This window comes from Segetibacter koreensis DSM 18137 (genome assembly GCF_000374045.1).
GTDB classification, from domain to species: domain Bacteria; phylum Bacteroidota; class Bacteroidia; order Chitinophagales; family Chitinophagaceae; genus Segetibacter; species Segetibacter koreensis.
On sequence record NZ_KB893317.1, the window covers coordinates 148,443 to 167,500 of the forward strand.

Consider the following 19,058-nt stretch of genomic DNA (forward strand, 5'->3'; position numbering starts at 1 on the left):
TCTTCGCTGCCTTTTTGCCTTGGTCGGCATGCGGTCCTCTTCCCGTCGCACAGAATTGTACTCTAAACCGTAGATTGCTCAATTCACAAATGTTCTACAAATGCCGCCCTCTCGACTTCTTTTTGTTTTGTATATTCTGTTGAAGTTCCAGAGGCATAAAATCTTCCGATCGTCTCGGTTTCAATAATTGCTCAAAGATATTGCTATGAAACTTCCTTGTCGCACCACTTTTCTGGCTTCCTTGTACATCTTTTTTGAGAGCATCAGCAGGTTTTGCAATATTTAACTGCTTTTGACTTACGGCAACTACGTCGTGTTTTTGTTCTTGTCTTAATTGCTCCAATATACCTTTAGCACTAAATTCTTTACCTAAATCGCTGCCATTAAACACGCATTTCGTTCTAAAGTCAACATAAGTTATTCCATAAATATTTCCTTGGATGCTTTCTCTTAATACTACACTGACACCTTCGCTTGCTAAAGTTTTTGTAAACTCCCTTAACGTTTGTTTCTCTTTTACTAGCGTCCATTTAATAGCTACCTTGAGCCTTTGTTGATGCTGTTGCCTTAAGGCTTCATTCTGCACAAACTTCTGTTCCAGATACTTCAATGTAGGTTTGCTATAAAAATCACTAGCTTTTATCGGTGTGCCTATTTTGTTTCCCTTTTCATCTAGTGCGCTGTATACTAATCCCCTTTTTTGAAACATTTTGGTATCTTCCTTTCCCCTGTCTGCCATGACGTTATAGAGCTTTAACACTGCATTTAGTTCTGGTAACGAGGTATATTTAAATTGTGTTAGCACTGTGTCCAGAACATTGGTAATAGCTCTTTTGGTTTGTGTTTTTCCGTATTGAACTTTTTGTGCACTTACTTTTAATTCATTTTCCTGCTTTTGGTTTCGTCCTTCTGCCTTGATCAGTCCAAACTTAATTTCAATAGCTTTCCGTGCGACTTCAGATTGATTTCGACCAATATTGTTCATTTCTATTTTACTGCCATCGCTTTGGATATTGGTGCTTACAATATGAATATGAGGATGACCTGCATCATAGTGCCGATATATCAGGTAAGGTTGCTGTTCAAAACCAATCTCTTTCATATATGTCTCGGCAATAGCTGATAACCTTTCTTTATTCAACTGGTCGCTTTCGTGAAAGTTAAGGGAGATGTGGACGCTGTTCGCTTTTACCCTCTCATTGAGTTGGGCCTGGTGCTCAAGTCGGTGGAGCTTGTCGTAGAAGTTCAGTCGCTCCAGGTCTTTTGGATAATTCGCTGCTTGAATACACTCCGCGACTCCTGCCTCTATTTTCTTTTCATTGTAGTTTAGAGACCTCGAAAGACTTTGTGTTCTTTTTATCCTGGCTACCATTTTTCTGCAAATTGATTGATACGGTTTTTGATTTGTTCCACCGTATTGAGCAGGATTTTATGGTCGACGTAATGCAATAATATCCACTCTCTGAGCTCTGGTATTTTATCAAATAAGTGAAGCTTATGAACTGCCTGGTTGTAGTTCTTTCCAATGGCATTTAACTCATTTCGCAGGTTTATCATCTCTGTCATAAAGTCATCGAGTGATTTGTTTCGGGTTAGCACAGTTACCTTTCCCGCTAATAATACCTTCCTCATATAATCGCTCAACTTGCGACAAGTGGTAGCTTTAAACCTGTTGTTTATCTCGTTATATTCTGACAAAGTCAACCTTAGCGTTACGAGTCTTGTACGATTATCTTTTGCTTGTTCCATCACAATTTCATTTATCACTTAGAAATATTATCAGCGATCAGTCGATATAGGGAGCTTTGAAAAGGCTCTCTACTTGACTTTTATCAATTGCATCTATAACTTTTAATCGTCAGGTGTTTCCCCCAAGCGAGTTCCGAGCGAAAGGGTTAAATTTCGTTTGTATTACAAACGGACATTTAACCAAGTGCGTTAAGAAGCACTTTAATACGGGTTTTTGTAAAACATAAATTGTACATCAATTACCCGACGGAAATCAGCACATCTTAACTTTTAAAGATGCCTTTTAAATCTATTCTGACGTGTCTGGTCAACGCTTTTGTTGACGAGATATTCATTTAAGTCTTTACAGCTTTTGTACAAATGACTTTTGTCAATGTATTTCTTATCCCATTTGAGAGCTGTCTGAGTGTTCTTCATACCAGCCTCATCCCGGTCCAGATAGAGGTTAATCTTATCGTGTTGCTCCATCAATGGCCTGCTCTTTTCCAGAAATGAAAGGGAGTTTAGGACAAGAAAATTTGTCAGGTCCGCACAATTTTGCTGAAGCGTTTGGTAAGAAAGAAGACTAAAAAAACCTTCGAAGACTGAAACTTCGTTAGAAGCGGAAGTGTTTATAAGTGTAACATCTTTTGGCGAACTGCTACCTTTAAAAAGAGAATTTCTAAGCTCAAATCCCCCTGAATTGTTCTCAAATCCGATAGCAAAGTTTCTCCTTCCTCTTAGCTCGAAGTAGACTTCTTTACAATACTTCTTTGCAACTGCTACTGGTATTTTTCTTTCACTGAGATAGCGGCAAAGGATAGGATTGGTAATCGGTTTTGCGGCTATCACTTTTATCACAGGTTCAAGTGCCTCGTCAGGTTGTGGTGCATTTGCCTCCGGCTGTTGAAGCAGTTTTGGGTTACAATGAAAAGAAAAAGATTGGGATAGTTTTTGAATAAATGCGGGAATAGAGCATTTGTAGTATAACATCCCAAAGTCTATTATACTTCCGCCTTTGCCTAAACCATGGTCATACCATAGATTTAGTTTTCGGTTTACTTTAAAAGATGCTTCTTTTTCGTCTCTTAATGGTGATAAATACCAGTAATCATTGTTCCTGATTTTCTCTGGTTGGTATCCTAGTTTTTCCAGGTACTCTACAATGTCTATCTGCTTCACTTCCTTTGGGTCTAAAAAACGGGTGGCCATATGGTTGTTTTTTTGATGCGGTGATAAAAACCTTTATAACTGCTTGTCCTTTAATTGTTTATTGTAGCATCAAAGCCGCATCAACCTTTAAAAATCGGCATCAACCCTATTTTTCTGATGCGCTCTTGATGCGACTTTTGATGCGTACATCTTTCTGATTAAGAAGAAGTTATACTAACCGCATCAAAATCATCAAGATTATTGAGGTCAAAAACATTTTTTTTATTGATACTGTAAAACCTTCCTTTTATATTAAATTCATAAATGTTTCCATCAGTTCCAAACCTGTATTGCAGGTAAGCAATTGAGTTGTTCTCAGGCTTCAAATTCCAAGTGTTTTGCAGGACATTTCTGATCGCTCCGCTATCATACCCTCTAAACCCTTTTTTGATTAACCAATCCTGGATGTCCGATAAGGTGAATTGAAGTTCTTCGACTTCTTCCTTAATATCGATAATTGATAGAAGCAGCTGAGCCATTTCTACTTCCAGTTTGTTCCGGTTATATCTTTTTACTCTTTTAAGTGCTGGTGTAGAAAGCTGTTCAGATCGAAACCACATTCGGGAAACTGGGTGGGTGGTAAAAGGTCTTTGTATCAGATAATTTATGAAATACGGAATTTCCTGTTTGAGTTCATCCAGTAGGTTTTTATTTTCTTGTTGCAGTATAGGTAATCTTCTTATCCAATACCTGATTTCTCCCGGATCAATCATGATAAAATTATCTTCATTGTTACTGCAGAGAACAAACTTGCCGAAGAATTCTATTTCCTGCCTGTCTTGTCCCTTGGCTTCCATCTTATAATACTTTGAGGTGCTCAGACTTTTTATCCTTTCCGAATCTTCCTTTCTGTCAAGAAACGTTTCATCAACGCCGATAATTAATTTGTGTGCCCACTCTGCATTGAAGTTGCTTCTGAAGTCTTCATTACTGTTAATGGTCATGTTGTCTCCAAAGATGGCTTTGAGAAAATTCAGGAAGGTTGTCTTACCGGTATTGCGCTCCGTACTGACCAGGCAAAGTATTGGCAGTATCTGCATGGGATGCATGAGGAGGATTTTCAAATAATCCAGACCGATATCCAGCTGTTCACCAAAGACGTGATTAAGAAATACAAGTATCTTTTTGGGATAACCTGGCGAGGGTTCATGTAAGAACGGGTGGTAACGGTTATAAAAATTCTCAATCTCTCTTTTGTATTCCAGGTGACTGGGTACAAGACAAAATCCATCAAAGCGGGTTACGGTTGATAGAAAATGTTTCCCGTGATCCTGCTTTATGCATTCTGTCGACCATGGAACTAAGAATTCAACGGCATCACCTGAAGCCAAAGGTTTACGTACCTTCTTGTAATAGGTAGTACCAATACGCACATATTCCATAAAAAATAATTAATATGTTCAATGATCAATCTCTCTATACATTTTTATTACCTCTGGTGAGGTAGGCGAGTATTTCCTGTTTATTAAAAAACACCCTTGACCCTATATAATGCTTCTTATAATAGCCTTGCGTAACATGACTGTCAACTGTCGGTTTGGATACCTTTAGCATCTTACACACTTCGTGTTTTTTGAGATAAACATCGTTATCCTCTTTTTTGAACGTTGAGAGTTCCTGCTTAATGGTTTGTTGAATGCAATCACGGAGCTGCTCGTAAAAATGCTCTGGAGTATCACTAAATAAAATGGTGGTAGACATATACTTGATTTTAGAAAGCAAATCTGCTAACAAAATCAAGTAAAATAAAAGGAAGGTATACCCTAATAAAGGTCAAGGGTATACCTTTTCAGGAATAAACCCGCAGCGTTATTATTTTTTGAGGGGAGAATGCTCCCTAAGAATATTTTCAGCGAATGCTGAAACATCCTTTCCGAAAATTTCAGGATTTAGTGCAATCAGTCGGATTTGTGGTATTAATTGTCCTTTTGCACTAACCGCACTTTTGCTTTGCAAAATCTTTTTATAAGAAAAGTTCTTCATCTCCTCAATCCTGCCTGGTATTCTGCTAAGCTTAAATTTGGCTGAAATAAATTCTTTCAATGCACTGGTGTCTCGTATAAGCGTTTCATAATGCAGTTCATTGTTATTTATTTCTAAGTAAATATGCGTAGCAATAACATAAGCGCGGACTGGAAAGTCTGGAACACTCACAGGCTCATTTGAACTAGTAACTTGTAATGATTGATCAATTAATTCAGACGAACTTATTTGCTCCTGCTGATTAGGAGGATTGAGCAAAGCGTTTATTTGAATTAATAAATGCTTTATTTCCTCTTTATTAATATTGTATTTCTTTTCAAACAGCACAATCATTTGCTGTTTCGCCTCTTTGTTTTCCAGAACTCTTTCTACAACTGTAAGAGTCAAAGATTTTTTATTGACTGTTTTTTGTTCCGCTATTTCATTTTTTATTTCGGCGGCAAGATTATCAAGATACAAGGAGGCAGTAATAGTAGGATCGTCTTTGCTGCAGAATTGAAAGTGATAAAATTTAAAGAGTATGTAATTATACAGAGAGGGATTGAAATTGTAGAGATAACTAAGTATTAACCAATTTTTCATCTTAAATATAATAGACCACCTTTTTTAAATATACCCCAAAGTACAAATAAAACTGTACCCCCAACTGTGCCCCATTTACATAAGTAACTGATTATCAATACTAAAAGTAGCCCCGACAGGAATCGAACCTGTATCTAAAGTTTAGGAAACTTCTATTCTATCCATTGAACTACGGGGCCAAAAAAGAATTGCTGGAAAGGCTAATCTGACATTTTCCTTTTCCGGCCGCAAAAATAGAGGATTCATGTATCATTTTGCAAAAGTTACTGCTAAAATATTCTTTCTGCTTCCGGCATTGTATCTTTGCAACCCAATTTTTAAAAATATGAAGTTTTATAATCTTCTCATAAAATATCGTTTTTACTTAAGTATAGTTGCCCTTATTCTAGCCATCATAGTAAATATAAATGCAGGCTTTTGGGCTTCTTTTATATTGTATTTCCTGGCCGTTATAGGTTTCGCGAGCCATTTTTTTATTGGGCCAATGCGTTTGATCCAGGAGCCAATGGAGCAGGGAAATATGGAGGAAGTTAAAAAAATAATGGATTCTATCTGGTTTCCTAACCTGTTGTATACCCCCATCCGCTCTACTTATTACACTTTGAAAGGAAACCTTGCGATGATGAACCAAGACTATGATGCTGCCGAAAAGCACATGAAAAAAAGTCTTGATCTCGGCTCGCCAATGGCTGAAGCAGAAGGCGCCAACAAGTTGCAACTGGGGATGATGGCCTTGCAAAAGGGAGATATGAAGACAGGAGAAAGCTACGTACGCCAGGCGATACGTGCAGGCATTCCCGATAAGGAAAGCCAGGCCGTAGCTTTCTTAAGCATGTGCCAGATATTTATGAATAAAAGAGAATTCAGAGCCGCAAAAGATTATTTCCGTAAGGCGAAAGCTTTAAAACCTACTACTAAACAAGTTGTGGAACAAATAAAAGAGATTGAAAAGTATATATCAAGAATGCCGGGATAACTCATCCCGGCTTTACTATCTGCAGGTTATCTTTTAATCTTTCAAATACATCCCGGTATTTTATTGGGATTTTTTCTAAATCTATTGAAACCGGTTGCCCTTTATATATTAAATGATACTGGGTACTATCTCTCATCTTTCCAGGTTCATCAACTGTACTTACTGACTTAATCAGTTCATCTATTTCCTTCTCAGTCCAGTCAACTTCTGTATCAGCGATTTTTTTTAAGGGAATAATTCCACCTGTCCTTTGAAGAGTGATCTTCATATATGTTTATTTAACTTTTGCAGCGTCCCACCCATCTTTCACTGCTTTCACTTCAGCGCTTTTTACTCCAAATAATTTGCCTGCAACATTTATTGTAACTTTTCTCATATCACTGAAAGTTGCATTTTGCTTAAGGTTTGTAGTGTCAGTGAGTGCGCCATACCATATTTTACCTGCTTTCTCCCAGGCATACCCGCCCATATTAAAAGCTGTAACATAAAAAGCAAAGTTTGGAATGCCAGAATTGTAATGAACACCACCCCAATCGCCGTCAGCAGTATCGGGAAGTTTTACATAATTATCCATGGTGGCAGGCTGTGGATCATCACCAAGCTCGGGGTGATTTTTATAGGCAGTACCAGGTGCTTTCAGGCTTCGTAAAGCATATTCATCGCCTAACAATACATTTTCTCCAATAAGCCAGTCTGACTGATTTACGTCGAGGTTAAGCGCTTTTTGTTTTATCATAATACCAAATACGTCTGAAAATGATTCGTTTAGCGCTCCTGCCTGTGTATGGTAGTCAAGATTCACCTCATACTGCGTTACTCCGTGTGTCAGCTCATGACCAATAACGTCTATATCAGTTGTAAAGCTGCCAAAAATTTTTCCATCGCCGTCACCATAAATCATTCTTCTTCCATCCCAAAAAGCATTATCATATTTTTTATCGTAGTGTATGTATTGCTGAATGATCATACCAAGGTTATCGATGGAGTTGCGGCCAAAGAGATCATAATAGAATTGCCATGTGTCTTTGCCCGCATTTATGACATTCTTAGCATCCTTATCAGCTGGAAGTTTAGTATCAGTATCTTTCCATACAAGAACAGCAGCAGAAAGGCTCGTTCCCTTCTTGCAATTATACACTTCCATTTGAGGAGTGGTTGCAATCTTTTTTTTGCCAACCAGACCTAGCATCGCTTTTTCTGCGGGACTTGCATTTTTAAAAAATACCCGGTCACTTCGAAAACGGAAACTGCGAAATTTTGTATTAACAGCAATTCTTGCAATATCCTTATCTGCGGCTGTTGCTAATTTATCGGTTATGTATGGAGGAATAATGCACTGAACAGGTGAATGATGATTTTTACACATAGAATGGTTTTAGTAAAAAAATGATAATGAAAGTTACTATCTAAAAATGTATTAATCAAGGTTTGTGTATTTTTCCTTATACTTTTGATTTTTTTTGCTCCCATTTTCCAAATTTGTTTTCAATCACTTTAAACCTGTAATCAAATATTTTTTTTAACTGCTGCTTTACGAGAATCGTGTTTGCGATGTCACCCAAAAACATATAAGGCACTTTATAATGAACGATATCTGTCATCTCTACACCTTGTGGTATTTCTTTAAAATGATGCTGGTGATGCCACAAACTATAAGGGCCAAAACGCTGTTCGTCTACAAAGTATTTTCCTCTCTCTACGTGCGTTATTTCTGTCATCCAGTACAAAGGAATACCGAACAAAGGCTTTACAGTATATTCTATTATTTGCCCAGCATACATTCTTTCTCCGTGATGTTTGCTTCTGATAACAAACCCCAGTGTGCCGGGAGTGATATCTTTAAGATTATCGGGCGTGCTGAAGTAGTCCCAGGCTTCATTTAAAGTAACAGGAATATTCTGAACGGTTTTTAGAGAATAGACTTTAGACATATTAATGGTTTGTTATACTAACAGTACAACCTTTTAAAGGTTTTATATACTTTTTATCTTTATAGCTGTTAACTATATTTCTTCAAAAAAGGTTAAAAATGATTGAGAAAAAAAACCGCGGCAAAGTTGGCCGCGGTTACATTTTGAAGAAATCTAAAGTTATAATTAATTCAGGATCAGATTACCACATTTATCATTTTGCCCTTTACAAAAATTATCTTTTTGGGTGGTTTTCCATCAAGCCACTTTTGTACAATCTCATTTTGAAGAACGATTTGTTCAACTTCGGGCTGCATTGCATCTAATGAAATATTCATATTAGCCCTTACTTTCCCATTGATACTTATCGGGTATTCTTTACTGCTTTCAACCAGGTATTTTTCTTCATATTTTGGAAAAGCGGCATCAAGAACAGAAGAAGCTTCTAACTTTTCTGTAGAAGACGCTTGCAGAAGTTGGTATAATTCTTCGGAAATGTGCGGTGCGTATGGAGCCAGTAATATAACAAGAGGCTCAAGTACTTCTCTTTTATGACACTTCAAGTCGTTTAGTTCATTTACACAAACCATAAAAGCACTTACGGCAGTATTAAAGCTAAAACGTTCTGTATCATCTTCAATCTTTTTTATAGCCCTGTGAAGCACTTTTAATTCTGCTGGTGTTGCTGCATCATTTGTTAGAATGAGTCCTTTTAGTTCGTCAACATACAATCTCCAGAACTTGCGCAAGAAGCGGTGAACACCTTCAATGCCTTTTGTATCCCACGGTTTGCTTTGCTCTACCGGTCCAAGAAACATTTCATACATACGGAAGGTGTCTGCACCAAAGCGTTCAACAATCTCATCAGGATTGACAACATTATATTTGCTTTTGCTCATTTTTTCAGTTTCTGCACCACAAATGTATTTGTCATTGACTTCGTCAAAATCAACTCCTTGCGAGATTACTTTACCATCTTCTAATAAAAAAAGTGCATTTTCATATTCGGGTCGTGAATTTCTTAATGAATCAACATGCAATTCAACACCATCCACAAAGCTTACATCAACATGTAATTCATTTAATTTGCATTCTAAACGTTCTCCCAATAGTTCTATTATTTCTAGATTGTTTTTAGAAAAAGCTGATATTTTATAAAACAGGTCTTTTATGTTTATTTCGCCTGCGACAATTTTGTCTCTATAACTTTTCGAAATGTACAGCGGGTGGGCCTCAAGAACTTTATTTGTGGTTCCCGGTGTCTCAAATTGTTGTTCGCCGCTTAAATTTGGCGTAATCCTATAAATAAATCTGCTTGCGCCTTGTATCATTCCCTGGTTAACCAACTTCTTATAAGGCTCGTCAAAACAAATGAATCCCAAATCATATAAAGCTTTCGTCCACATGCGGCTGTACAGCAAGTGACCTACTGCATGCTCTGTTCCACCTATATATAAATCAACTTGTCCCCAGTAATCTGCTGCTTTCCGGTCAACAAATACTTTATCATTGTTGGGGTCCATATAGCGAAGAAAATACCATGATGACCCGGCATAACCAGGCATTGTATTGGTTTCTCTTGTGCCACCTCCCGGTGCTGCTATCCAGTCTGCCAGGTTAGCCAACGGCCCTTCTCCTTCTGGTCCGGCGCTGTAAGTATCTACATACGGCAATTCTAAAGGAAGTTGATTTTCATTCAAAGGAAAGGCAATTCCTCCTTTGTATACAATAGGAAAAGGCTCACCCCAATACCGTTGCCGACTAAAACCTGCATCGCGCATTTTGTAATTTACCTTTCGTTTGCCAATACCCATTTTTTCCAATTCATCAATGACGACACCAATTGCATTGCGCATTACCATTCCGTCAATAAACCCGCTGTTTTGTAGTATGGCATCCTTGGTTGGGTTGGCTTCATCGCCATTATAAGCATCACCAATAATGTTAGTGATTGGAATATTAAAATATTTTGCAAAAGCATAATCGCGTTGGTCACCACAAGGGACAGCCATAATTGCACCTGTACCGTAGCCAGCTAAAACATATTCACTGATCCAAACTGGAATTTCCCTGCCATTAAAAGGGTTAATGGCATACGCCCCTGTAAATGCCCCTGTAATTTGTTTCACTTCTGCTAAGCGTTCTCTTTCGCTCCGGCTTTTTACATATTCAAGATATTTATCAATTTCTGCTTTTTGTTCATCAGAAGTAATTTTCGCAACCAGTTCGTGTTCGGGTGCCAAGACCATAAAATCAACCCCAAATATGGTATCTGGTCTTGTGGTATAAACTGTTAGAGTGGGTTCATCAGTTAACTCCTTCTGTTGCTTGATTGTAAGGTGAAACGTTATCTCCGCTCCCTGGCTCTTTCCAATCCAGTTCCTCTGCATGTCCTTCATTGACTCGCTAAAGTCAACCTGCTCCAATCCCTGCAGCAATCGGTCTGCATACTCGGTTATGCGCAAATACCACTGGCGCATTTTCTTTTTTACAACCGGGTGTCCCCCGCGTTCACTTACTCCATTTACCACCTCGTCATTGGCAAGTACTGTTCCCAGCGCTTCGCACCAGTTTACTTCTCCAAAGGCAGAATAGGCAATGCGATAATGCATTAAAATATCTTCCTTGCTTTTCTCATCATAGTTTATCCAGTCTTGCGCTGTAAATATTAGTCTTTCATTTCCTGGGCAGTAATGGTTTGCATTACCTTCCTGTTCAAAAATTGAAACCAGGTTAGGTATTCGTTCTGCCTTTTGGCTATGCCGATTGTACCAAGTATCAAACAATTGCAAAAAAATCCATTGGGTCCATTTGTAATAAGAAGGGTCACTGGTTTTTACTTCACGGCTCCAATCGTAGCAAAAACCAATATTATCTAACTGTTCGTGATATCGCCGTATATTCTTTTCAGTTGTTACCGCAGGGTGCTGACCGGTTTCCATTGCATATTGTTCTGCCGGCAATCCAAAGCTATCAAAGCCCATTGGGTGCAGTACATTAAAACCTTTGAGCCTTTTAAAGCGGGCATAAATATCACTTGCTATATAACCAAGTGGATGACCAACGTGCAGACCGGCACCACTTGGGTAAGGAAACATGTCGAGCACATAAAACTTTGGCTTAGTGCTATTGTTACTTACTTTATAAGCATTGCTTTCTTTCCAATACTGCTGCCATTTCTTTTCAATATCTCTGAAGTTGTATTCCATTTTGTTGTAAATTCTGGGTATAGGTTTAGGGTATCCGGTGCAATGTTTTACGATAGCACCTTCCCCAACTCTTTAATTTGTTTTAATCTGAAATTTAAAAATTCCTGTTTTTCTGGCTTATAACTTAAGCTGGTATAATTAAATTTTTATGTTACCAGCTTGTTCTCTCTATTCTGCTTTCGTTGTGTCACTCACTTGTACTGTAAAACTTTTTTCAGCTTTTTCTTCTATAAAATAGACGGTTATGGCAACGCAAAGTACAGTACTTTATCAACTTGTCATCTCTTTGCTTATCTTATCGTTTCTGATTTTCCTTATCACACATCCGGCGGCTCATTTATAACCAGTACAAAGTGATCTGCAGTTGAAGGGTGCGACGCAACAGAAGCTAAATGATATTCTTATGCGTGCTGCAAAAAATGCTAACAATTCTTTAACTCCTTTGATGCAGCAAGTGTGTAATTTACCAGCATAATCAAAATAATCTGAAAGGTGCAAAATTAAGGTTTTAGACCTCAATCCACTACATTTGCAGCCATAGTAAAAACTTAAACAACCAACATGTCGCAATTCGGAAAAGCCTCGAGCAAACGGAGTAAGCCAAGTTACATATATAGTATTGTAGGCGTGGCGCTCGTACTTTTAATAATGGGAATATTAGGTTGGATATTTCTCAATTTCAATTTTGCGGGCAATTCATTTAAAGAAGACATACGGATCAGCGCGTACCTGCGAACCACCAACAGGGACACGATCAATATGATTCAGCAATATATCTCGAAGCAACCCTATGCAAAAAATGTGGCGTATATAAATAAAGAAGGCGCAAAGGCAATCTGGAGTAAAGAGGGAAATAATGAGGACTGGGCAAAAATACTCGATTATAATCCTTTGCCTGAAAGCGTGGATTTTTATGCCAGGTCAATATATGTGAACCAGGACAGCCTTACAAAAATTTCTGATGATATTCTTAGTAAATGGGGCGGTCAACTTGATCAGATCACTTATCCTAAATTGCTGGTAAATAACCTCAACGAACGGGCAAGCCGGCTTGGATTAATATTTATTGTAGTAGCGGTCGTGCTGTGCACTATTGTAATTGTCAGCATTGATAATACCATACGCCTGGCGATGTTTAGCAACCGGTTTTTAATTAAAACGATGCAAATGGTAGGAGCTACCCGTGGTTTTATAGCCCGCCCGATGGATTTCCGGGCTGTATTAAATGGACTTATCAGCGCGGGAATAGCCATTTTTTTACTATTTATTTTAATACAATGGGCAGAGCGACAGTTTCCGGCGTTAGCAACTATTCGTGATACGAAACTTACCCTCATTTTAATTATAGGTATGGTAGTAGTTGGTGTAGGCATATCATTGTTTAGTACACACCGTAGTGTTATAAAGTATCTAAAAATGAGCCTCGATGACCTTTATTAATGCTTAACCCCAGCTAAAGAGCTTACTATATATTTAATTGTTTTACTTTGCACTTTTAAAATAACAAATAATGGCTGAAAAGAAAGTTTACACTTCTACCCAACCTTCTTCTATAAGAAATACTAATATAAACAAGCCAAAACATAGACTACCTCTTTTTGAAAAAGAGAATTATATGTGGATGGGAATTGGCGCGGCGGTTGTAGCTATAGGTATGTTGATAATGGCAGGAGGGAAAAACCAAAATCCTAACCAGTTTGATTATAAATTAGTATACAGCACTACACGTATCACTATTGCCCCTATTTTAATATTGGCAGGTTTGATGATTGAGATCTATGCAATTTTCAAAAGACCTAAAGTTCACCAATAACTGTTTTTGTTGTCTGTCGGGCGATGCTTCTCATTGCCTTTTCTAAGTTAATTGTTCCCGTCTAATAAAACCATCTATTTTTACCTGCTATGACGTTAATCCAAAGCATTATTATTGCGATTGTGGAAGGCATTACCGAATTTTTGCCTATCTCATCAACGGGACATATGATTATAGCAGAACGACTATTGATGTTGCCTAAAGAAGATCCTTTTACACAGCTTTTTACCATAGCCATTCAATTAGGAGCGATTTTAAGTGTTGTTGTTTTGTACTGGAAAAGATTTTTTGATTTGGCAAGATGGCAGTTTTATGTAAAACTTATAATTGCAGTTATACCCGCATTAGGCTTTGGTTTTCTGCTTTCTGACCGCATTGATGAATTGCTTGACAGTCCCACAACCGTTGCTGTAAGTTTATTAGCAGGAGGTTTTATTTTATTGTTTATCGATAAGGTATTTGACAGGCCGCTAGTTGATAAAGAAAGAAATATAACTTATGGAAAAGCGTTTGTTATTGGTTTATGGCAATGTATAGCTATGATACCGGGTGTCAGCCGCAGCGCAGCCACAATTATAGGCGGTATGCAACAAAAACTTACGCGAAGGCTGGCAGCAGAGTTTTCATTTTTTCTTGCTGTACCTACAATGGCCGCTGCCACTGGCTACAAACTATTAAAAACGTTTAAAGAGCACCCCGAAGTCGTTAAAGATACTCACAACCTTACAGTTCTTGGTGTTGGAAATCTTGCGGCATTTGTAGTGGCGCTTATTGCTATTAAATTTTTCATATCTTTTTTACAGCGCTATGGTTTCAGACTTTTTGGATGGTACCGCATAATTGTTGGTGCGGTGCTGCTTGTATTAATTTTTACGGGTTACCTTGTGTAATGTACAAGACATCTGACATTCCTTTTAGAAAATCGTATTAAAACAGGTTACATTCATTTCTTGCAATGTCAGTCTTTAAAACTGATATCCTTACATGTCTGATTTTTTAGAGCAAAGGCTCAAAGTATAATAACCTTGGCTTCCCGAGCCCTTAAGACATTTCTGCTGTTACATTTATAATTTTCTACTTCTAACTTTACATTACAAAAGCATTTTATGCAAACTGCCGAAAAGAAAGTTATCAACGCCTGGGCTATGTACGACTGGGCAAACAGCGCTTATAATCTTGTAATTACGACAACAATATTTCCTGCTTATTATGATGCTATTACCACCACTAAAATTGGAGGGATAGTGCGGCATAAAGTTCAATTTTCGGGTGGCACGTTTGAAAGTGCTTCCTTGTACAATTATGCTATAGCATTTGCTTACCTGGTAATCGCTGTTATTTCACCGATTCTGTCTTCTATTGCAGATTACAAAGGCAACAAAAAAAAGTTTCTGCAATTTTTCTGTTATTCTGGTAGTCTTGCGTGCTGTGCCTTATATTGGTTTACAAAAGAGTGGCTTTCTTTGGGTATTATTTGCTGTGTGCTTGCGGCAATAGGCTATTGCGGAAGTCTTGTTTTTTACAATTCTTATTTGCCTGAGATTGCTTCAGGCCCGGATCAGGATAGGGTTAGTGCAAAAGGATTTGCTTATGGATATATAGGAAGCGTTTTGCTGCAATTGATATGTTTTGTATTTGTATTAAAGCCTGAACTTTTTGGAATAAAAGATACAACCTTCGCCCCCCGTTTGTCATTCCTGTTGGTAGGCCTGTGGTGGATGGGTTTTGCGCAGATAACATTTGCCCATTTACCAAAAGGAACACCCGCCTTTGAAAATACAAACAATAATATTTTTACAAATGGTTTTAAAGAATTGAATAAAGTCTGGAACAAGGTAAAGTGTATGCCTGTGCTGAAAAGGTATTTGTTATCGTTTTTTTTCTATAGCATGGGAGTGCAAACTGTTATGCTGGCCGCAACTTTATTTGCAAGCCAGGTAATAGGTCTGCCAACTGCAAAACTTATTATTTCTCTTCTTATAATACAAATTGTTGCAATTGCCGGAGCTTACATCATGGCTAAATTATCTCAACGTTTTGGAAATTTTCATGTGTTAATGCTGGTAGTGTTTATATGGATAGCAATTTGCCTTGGCGCATATTTTATTACAACTGAATTAGAATTTTACATAATCGCTGTTTCTGTTGGATTGGTAATGGGTGGTATACAGTCTTTGAGCAGGTCTACATATAGTAAAATAATGCCTGAAACAAATGATACTGCATCTTTTTTTAGCTTTTATGATGTGACGGAGAAAATAGCGATTGTTATAGGAATGTTTAGCTTTGGTTTTGTACAACAATTAACGGGCAATATGCGAAACTCGGTTATCGCATTAATCGTGTTTTTTATAGCAGGCCTGGTTACATTATTTATAACGTTGCAAAAAGATAAAAGGGAACAGCTACTAAATATAGCAAAATGAAACTTTACACGATAAATACCGGGTATTTTAAATTAGATGGAGGCGCAATGTTTGGTGTAGTTCCGAAAAGCATATGGAACAAATTAAACCCTGCGGATGAAAACAACCTATGTACATGGGCCATGCGTTGCTTGTTGATCGAAGTGGATGATAAAAGAATTTTAATTGATACAGGTATTGGCGATAAGCAGGATGTAAAGTTTTTCAGCCATTATTATCTTCATGGAAATGAAACTATAGGTAGCTCACTTGCTGAACTAAGTTTGACGAAAGATGACATTACAGATGTTTTTCTTACTCATCTTCATTTTGATCATTGTGGAGGCGCTATTCTAAGGGAAGGCGAAAAACTGGTGCCTGCTTTTAAGAACGCTACTTATTGGAGCAATCAACAACATTGGAAATGGGCAACAGAACCAAATGAGCGTGAAAAAGCTTCGTTTTTAAAAGAAAATATTTTACCTATAAAAGAAAGCGGACAGTTGCAATTTGTTGATGTGAAGGAAGGTATATCGATATTTAATAAGGAGATTACTGTAAAATTTGTATATGGTCACACTGATGCTATGATGCTGCCGACAATACAATACAAGGGCAAAACAGTAGTATATGTCGCTGACTTGTTTCCTTCCGTGGCACACCTGCCTTTGCCTTATATTATGAGTTACGATATGTTTCCTTTAAAAACCTTGCAGGAAAGAAAAAGCTTTTTGCAGGAAGCTTTTGAAAACGATTATGTACTCTTTTTTGAACATGATCCCGCAAGCGAATGCTGTACACTTCAAACGACTGAAAAAGGGGTAAGGGTTAAGGATACTTTCAAACTGAAGGATCTCTAATAAGAGCCAAACAAAAATGAAATCAGAGGCAACTATGCATTTGTACTTTTAATAAAGATGCCGGTAGTCCATTCTCCCGGCATCCCTGCTTTTACAATTAATTCAAAGTTCTAATATTGTCCGGTACTCAACATTACCAGGGTACATGCCTCCATAGTCTTTATGCCATTTTGATGCGCTAATTCTTCTAATTCGTCATTTTCTGCACCCGGATTAAATATAATCCGCTTGGGGCGAAGTGATAAAATGTAATCGTAATACTGCTTTTGATTTTTTGAATTAAGATATAATGTTATTGTATCAACATTTTCTTCTTCGGGTTGACCTTTTACAATTTCTACATCTCCGACTTTACCCTCTCTAAGCCCCACTGCAACAACAGGATGCCTGTATGCACTTAAACGGTTAATTGCAATGTTGCTATATCTTGACGGATTAGCAGAAGCTCCTAGTACTACTGTTTTTTTACTTGCCATTTTTATAAAATTTAATATTCCATTATTTTGAAAGCTACAAGAATTGAACCAGCGAAAAGAGAAGGAGTATTAAAAGAATCAGGAAGAAAATAATAACGGTTTCGAAAACAACGAAAGGGCACTTTTTTATGAACGCTGTTAATAACATAAGCAATCACTTTCATTTACTCACATTGCTCAACTTTTTTCTTCAATGGCATAAAAATGGACATATGGAAGTAATTAAAAATGAATGAATATGAAGAAACTTTTTTTAAGTGCAGCAGTAATTGCGGTTATGTCATTTGGAGCGATGGCTCAGTCAAAAACATCACCAAATAAAGGTGGATTTATAATAAGAGGCGGTGTTAATTTTTCCAACATCTCTGTTACTGATAATGGCAGAGTTGATAAAGCCAATAATCTAACCAGTTTTCACGCCGGTCTTGGTTATGACATTCCTTTTTGTGATTATTTCTCTTTGCAACCAGGGCTTATATTTACAGGCAAAGGAGCTAAAACACAATTAGGTAAGGAAAGTGATAATTTTTATTACAAGGCATCCTCAAACCCTATGTACCTCGAATTGCCGGTAAATTTTGTAGCTAAAATCCCTATTGGTGAATACAGTAAATTTTTTATAGGAGCGGGTCCGTACGCCGCTGCGGGTATCGCTGGTAAAAACAAAGTAGAAACACACACTGTCGGTCTTGTTTCCAATTCCAGCAAAAACATTGTTTACAGCAATGACAACCCTACCACCTCACAGGAGGAAAACTACGGATACGGAAAACTTAAAAGATTTGATTACGGCGTTAATGCTCTTGCAGGTATTGAGTTTCCTAAGTTTTCTATCGGTGCTAATTATGGGTATGGTTTAGTAAAAATAAATTCAGGCTCTGATAACACCGCAAACGATAAAGGGAAAAACAGGGTCCTCAGCCTATCTTTAGGAATAAAGTTGTAGATGATAAAAACCGGGTTTTTTGAAGAGGCTTTCATGAGCCTCTTTTTTTATGTCTTATTTTTTGATAAGCAGTACTTTTCGTTGATGAGCGGTACCAAAACATTGCCGGATATATATTCTCTTTGCATAGAATTTTAAATCTAAAAATAAAATGAAAATTAAAAACATTCTGGCAATTTTTATCGCTGCAGTTATATGCAAATCATCTGTAGCACAATTTGAAGGTAGTAAGCAGGTATACTCATCGCCGAAACTAAAAGCTGAGATATCGGCTCATAAAACAGTAGCTATACTACCTTTTACCGCGACTATTTCTTACAGGAGACTTCCAAAAAACTTTGACGAGACGGCCAACAAAGCAGAACAAAATACAATGGCGGCTAATCTGCAACAAGGCATGTACACTTATCTTTTGCGTAAGACGTCTGACTACACAGTAAGTTTTCAGGATGTGGAAAGGACAAATGCACTTTTAAAGCAAAAAGGTTTGTACGACAGGCTAAATGAAGTAACCCAGGACTCTATTTGTAAGGCACTGGGTGTAGATGCGGTAGTAAAATGTTCCTTCGCCTACGAAAAAACAGGAAGCGAAGGCGGTGCGATTGTAAAAACTGTTTTGTTGGGTTCATCTTTTGGAAAAACAGGAAGTGGCTCGCTGACCATGCAGATTTACAATGGAAAAGATGGAGATCTGCTTTGGCGTTTTTACAAAGAAATGAACGAAGATATTACCAGTTCAGCTAATGAGGTTATGGAAAGAATGATGAGAAAAGTATCACGTAATTTCCCATATGTAAGATCTTAATTTAGAAACAAACTTTTTTAGACAAGGCGGCATTATTGCTGCCTTTTTATTTTTCAAAATATCTCTTTCATCTTACTACTACTGTATTGAAAATACTTGTGATGGGGTCAGTTGTTTTGGTCAGATAATTATTTCTAAACTTCTAGTGTTGTA

General features: G+C 37.5%; 19 protein-coding genes and 1 tRNA gene. 8 read left to right on the forward strand and 12 right to left on the reverse strand.

Annotation, left to right across the window (positions count from 1 at the left end):
* Nucleotides 1-94: 94 nt before the first annotated feature.
* From B154_RS0105920 to B154_RS0105950, 7 genes are all read right to left on the reverse strand, one after another.
* Entirely contained in the window at nt 95-1,372 is a 1,278-nt protein-coding gene (locus tag B154_RS0105920) for a relaxase/mobilization nuclease domain-containing protein (protein ID WP_018612535.1), read from the reverse strand.
* Complete coding sequence (locus B154_RS0105925; RefSeq protein WP_018612536.1) at nt 1,366-1,749, reverse strand: plasmid mobilization protein; 384 nt, start codon at nt 1,747-1,749, stop codon at nt 1,366-1,368. The genes B154_RS0105920 and B154_RS0105925 overlap by 7 nt, the downstream gene beginning before the upstream one ends.
* 270 nt (nt 1,750-2,019) lie before the next feature.
* Nucleotides 2,020-2,940 carry a toprim domain-containing protein gene (locus B154_RS0105930; protein ID WP_018612537.1) on the reverse strand — a complete coding sequence of 307 codons (921 nt, stop codon included), beginning with the start codon at nt 2,938-2,940 and terminating at the stop codon, nt 2,020-2,022.
* A 158-nt stretch (nt 2,941-3,098) separates the two neighbouring features.
* On the reverse strand, nt 3,099-4,322 hold the full coding sequence (locus B154_RS0105935; RefSeq protein WP_018612538.1) for a primase-helicase family protein: 1,224 nt from the start codon (nt 4,320-4,322) through the stop codon (nt 3,099-3,101).
* A 34-nt stretch (nt 4,323-4,356) separates the two neighbouring features.
* Nucleotides 4,357-4,641, reverse strand: coding sequence for a helix-turn-helix domain-containing protein (locus B154_RS0105940; protein WP_018612539.1), 285 nt, complete (start codon nt 4,639-4,641; stop codon nt 4,357-4,359).
* 111 nt (nt 4,642-4,752) lie between these two features.
* Nucleotides 4,753-5,505: a hypothetical protein gene (locus tag B154_RS0105945; RefSeq protein ID WP_018612540.1), complete on the reverse strand. Its 753-nt coding sequence runs from the start codon at nt 5,503-5,505 to the stop codon at nt 4,753-4,755.
* 107 nt (nt 5,506-5,612) lie between these two features.
* A tRNA-Arg gene (locus tag B154_RS0105950) sits at nt 5,613-5,684 on the reverse strand.
* 146 nt (nt 5,685-5,830) lie between these two features.
* Here B154_RS0105950 and B154_RS0105955 point away from each other — a divergent pair.
* On the forward strand, nt 5,831-6,481 hold the full coding sequence (locus tag B154_RS0105955) for a hypothetical protein (protein WP_026260002.1): 651 nt from the start codon (nt 5,831-5,833) through the stop codon (nt 6,479-6,481).
* 1 nt (nt 6,482) lies between these two features.
* On the opposite strand, the gene B154_RS0105960 is transcribed toward B154_RS0105955, so the two are convergent.
* From B154_RS0105960 to B154_RS33295, 4 genes are all read right to left on the reverse strand, one after another.
* Entirely contained in the window at nt 6,483-6,749 is a 267-nt protein-coding gene (locus B154_RS0105960) for a hypothetical protein (protein WP_018612541.1), read from the reverse strand.
* Between the two features lie 6 nt (nt 6,750-6,755).
* The gene (locus B154_RS27815) at nt 6,756-7,847 is read right to left on the reverse strand and encodes a M4 family metallopeptidase (RefSeq protein ID WP_018612542.1); all 1,092 of its coding nucleotides are present in this window, start codon (nt 7,845-7,847) and stop codon (nt 6,756-6,758) included.
* Nucleotides 7,848-7,923: 76 nt separating this feature from the next.
* Complete coding sequence (locus B154_RS0105970; RefSeq protein ID WP_018612543.1) at nt 7,924-8,412, reverse strand: SRPBCC family protein; 489 nt, start codon at nt 8,410-8,412, stop codon at nt 7,924-7,926.
* A gap of 176 nt (nt 8,413-8,588) precedes the next feature.
* On the reverse strand, nt 8,589-11,600 hold the full coding sequence (locus B154_RS33295; protein ID WP_018612544.1) for a leucine--tRNA ligase: 3,012 nt from the start codon (nt 11,598-11,600) through the stop codon (nt 8,589-8,591).
* A gap of 561 nt (nt 11,601-12,161) precedes the next feature.
* Between B154_RS33295 and B154_RS0105980 the strand changes: the two genes are divergently transcribed.
* The 5 genes from B154_RS0105980 to B154_RS0106000 all read left to right on the forward strand — a co-directional run bounded on the left by B154_RS0105980 (nt 12,162) and on the right by B154_RS0106000 (nt 16,678).
* Entirely contained in the window at nt 12,162-13,040 is an 879-nt protein-coding gene (locus B154_RS0105980) for a cell division protein FtsX (protein WP_018612545.1), read from the forward strand.
* A 70-nt stretch (nt 13,041-13,110) separates the two neighbouring features.
* Nucleotides 13,111-13,413 carry a DUF3098 domain-containing protein gene (locus B154_RS0105985; RefSeq protein WP_018612546.1) on the forward strand — a complete coding sequence of 101 codons (303 nt, stop codon included), beginning with the start codon at nt 13,111-13,113 and terminating at the stop codon, nt 13,411-13,413.
* A gap of 89 nt (nt 13,414-13,502) precedes the next feature.
* Nucleotides 13,503-14,303, forward strand: coding sequence for an undecaprenyl-diphosphate phosphatase (locus B154_RS0105990; protein ID WP_018612547.1), 801 nt, complete (start codon nt 13,503-13,505; stop codon nt 14,301-14,303).
* Nucleotides 14,304-14,519: 216 nt separating this feature from the next.
* The gene (locus B154_RS0105995) at nt 14,520-15,839 is read left to right on the forward strand and encodes an MFS transporter (RefSeq protein ID WP_018612548.1); all 1,320 of its coding nucleotides are present in this window, start codon (nt 14,520-14,522) and stop codon (nt 15,837-15,839) included.
* A complete protein-coding gene (locus B154_RS0106000; protein ID WP_018612550.1) occupies nt 15,836-16,678 on the forward strand; it encodes an MBL fold metallo-hydrolase in 843 nt (280 codons plus the stop codon). Before B154_RS0105995 ends, B154_RS0106000 begins: the two co-directional genes overlap by 4 nt.
* A 110-nt stretch (nt 16,679-16,788) precedes the next feature.
* Here B154_RS0106000 and B154_RS0106005 read toward each other — a convergent pair whose 3' ends face one another.
* Nucleotides 16,789-17,154, reverse strand: a complete 366-nt coding sequence (locus tag B154_RS0106005) for a CoA-binding protein (RefSeq protein WP_018612552.1) — start codon at nt 17,152-17,154, stop codon at nt 16,789-16,791.
* A gap of 238 nt (nt 17,155-17,392) precedes the next feature.
* Here B154_RS0106005 and B154_RS0106015 point away from each other — a divergent pair, with 238 nt between their 5' ends.
* Together B154_RS0106015 and B154_RS0106025 are read left to right on the forward strand one after the other, a co-directional pair.
* Nucleotides 17,393-18,100, forward strand: a complete 708-nt coding sequence (locus B154_RS0106015) for a porin family protein (protein WP_018612555.1) — start codon at nt 17,393-17,395, stop codon at nt 18,098-18,100.
* A gap of 151 nt (nt 18,101-18,251) precedes the next feature.
* A complete protein-coding gene (locus B154_RS0106025; protein WP_018612556.1) occupies nt 18,252-18,905 on the forward strand; it encodes a hypothetical protein in 654 nt (217 codons plus the stop codon).
* Nucleotides 18,906-19,058: the final 153 nt, after the last annotated feature.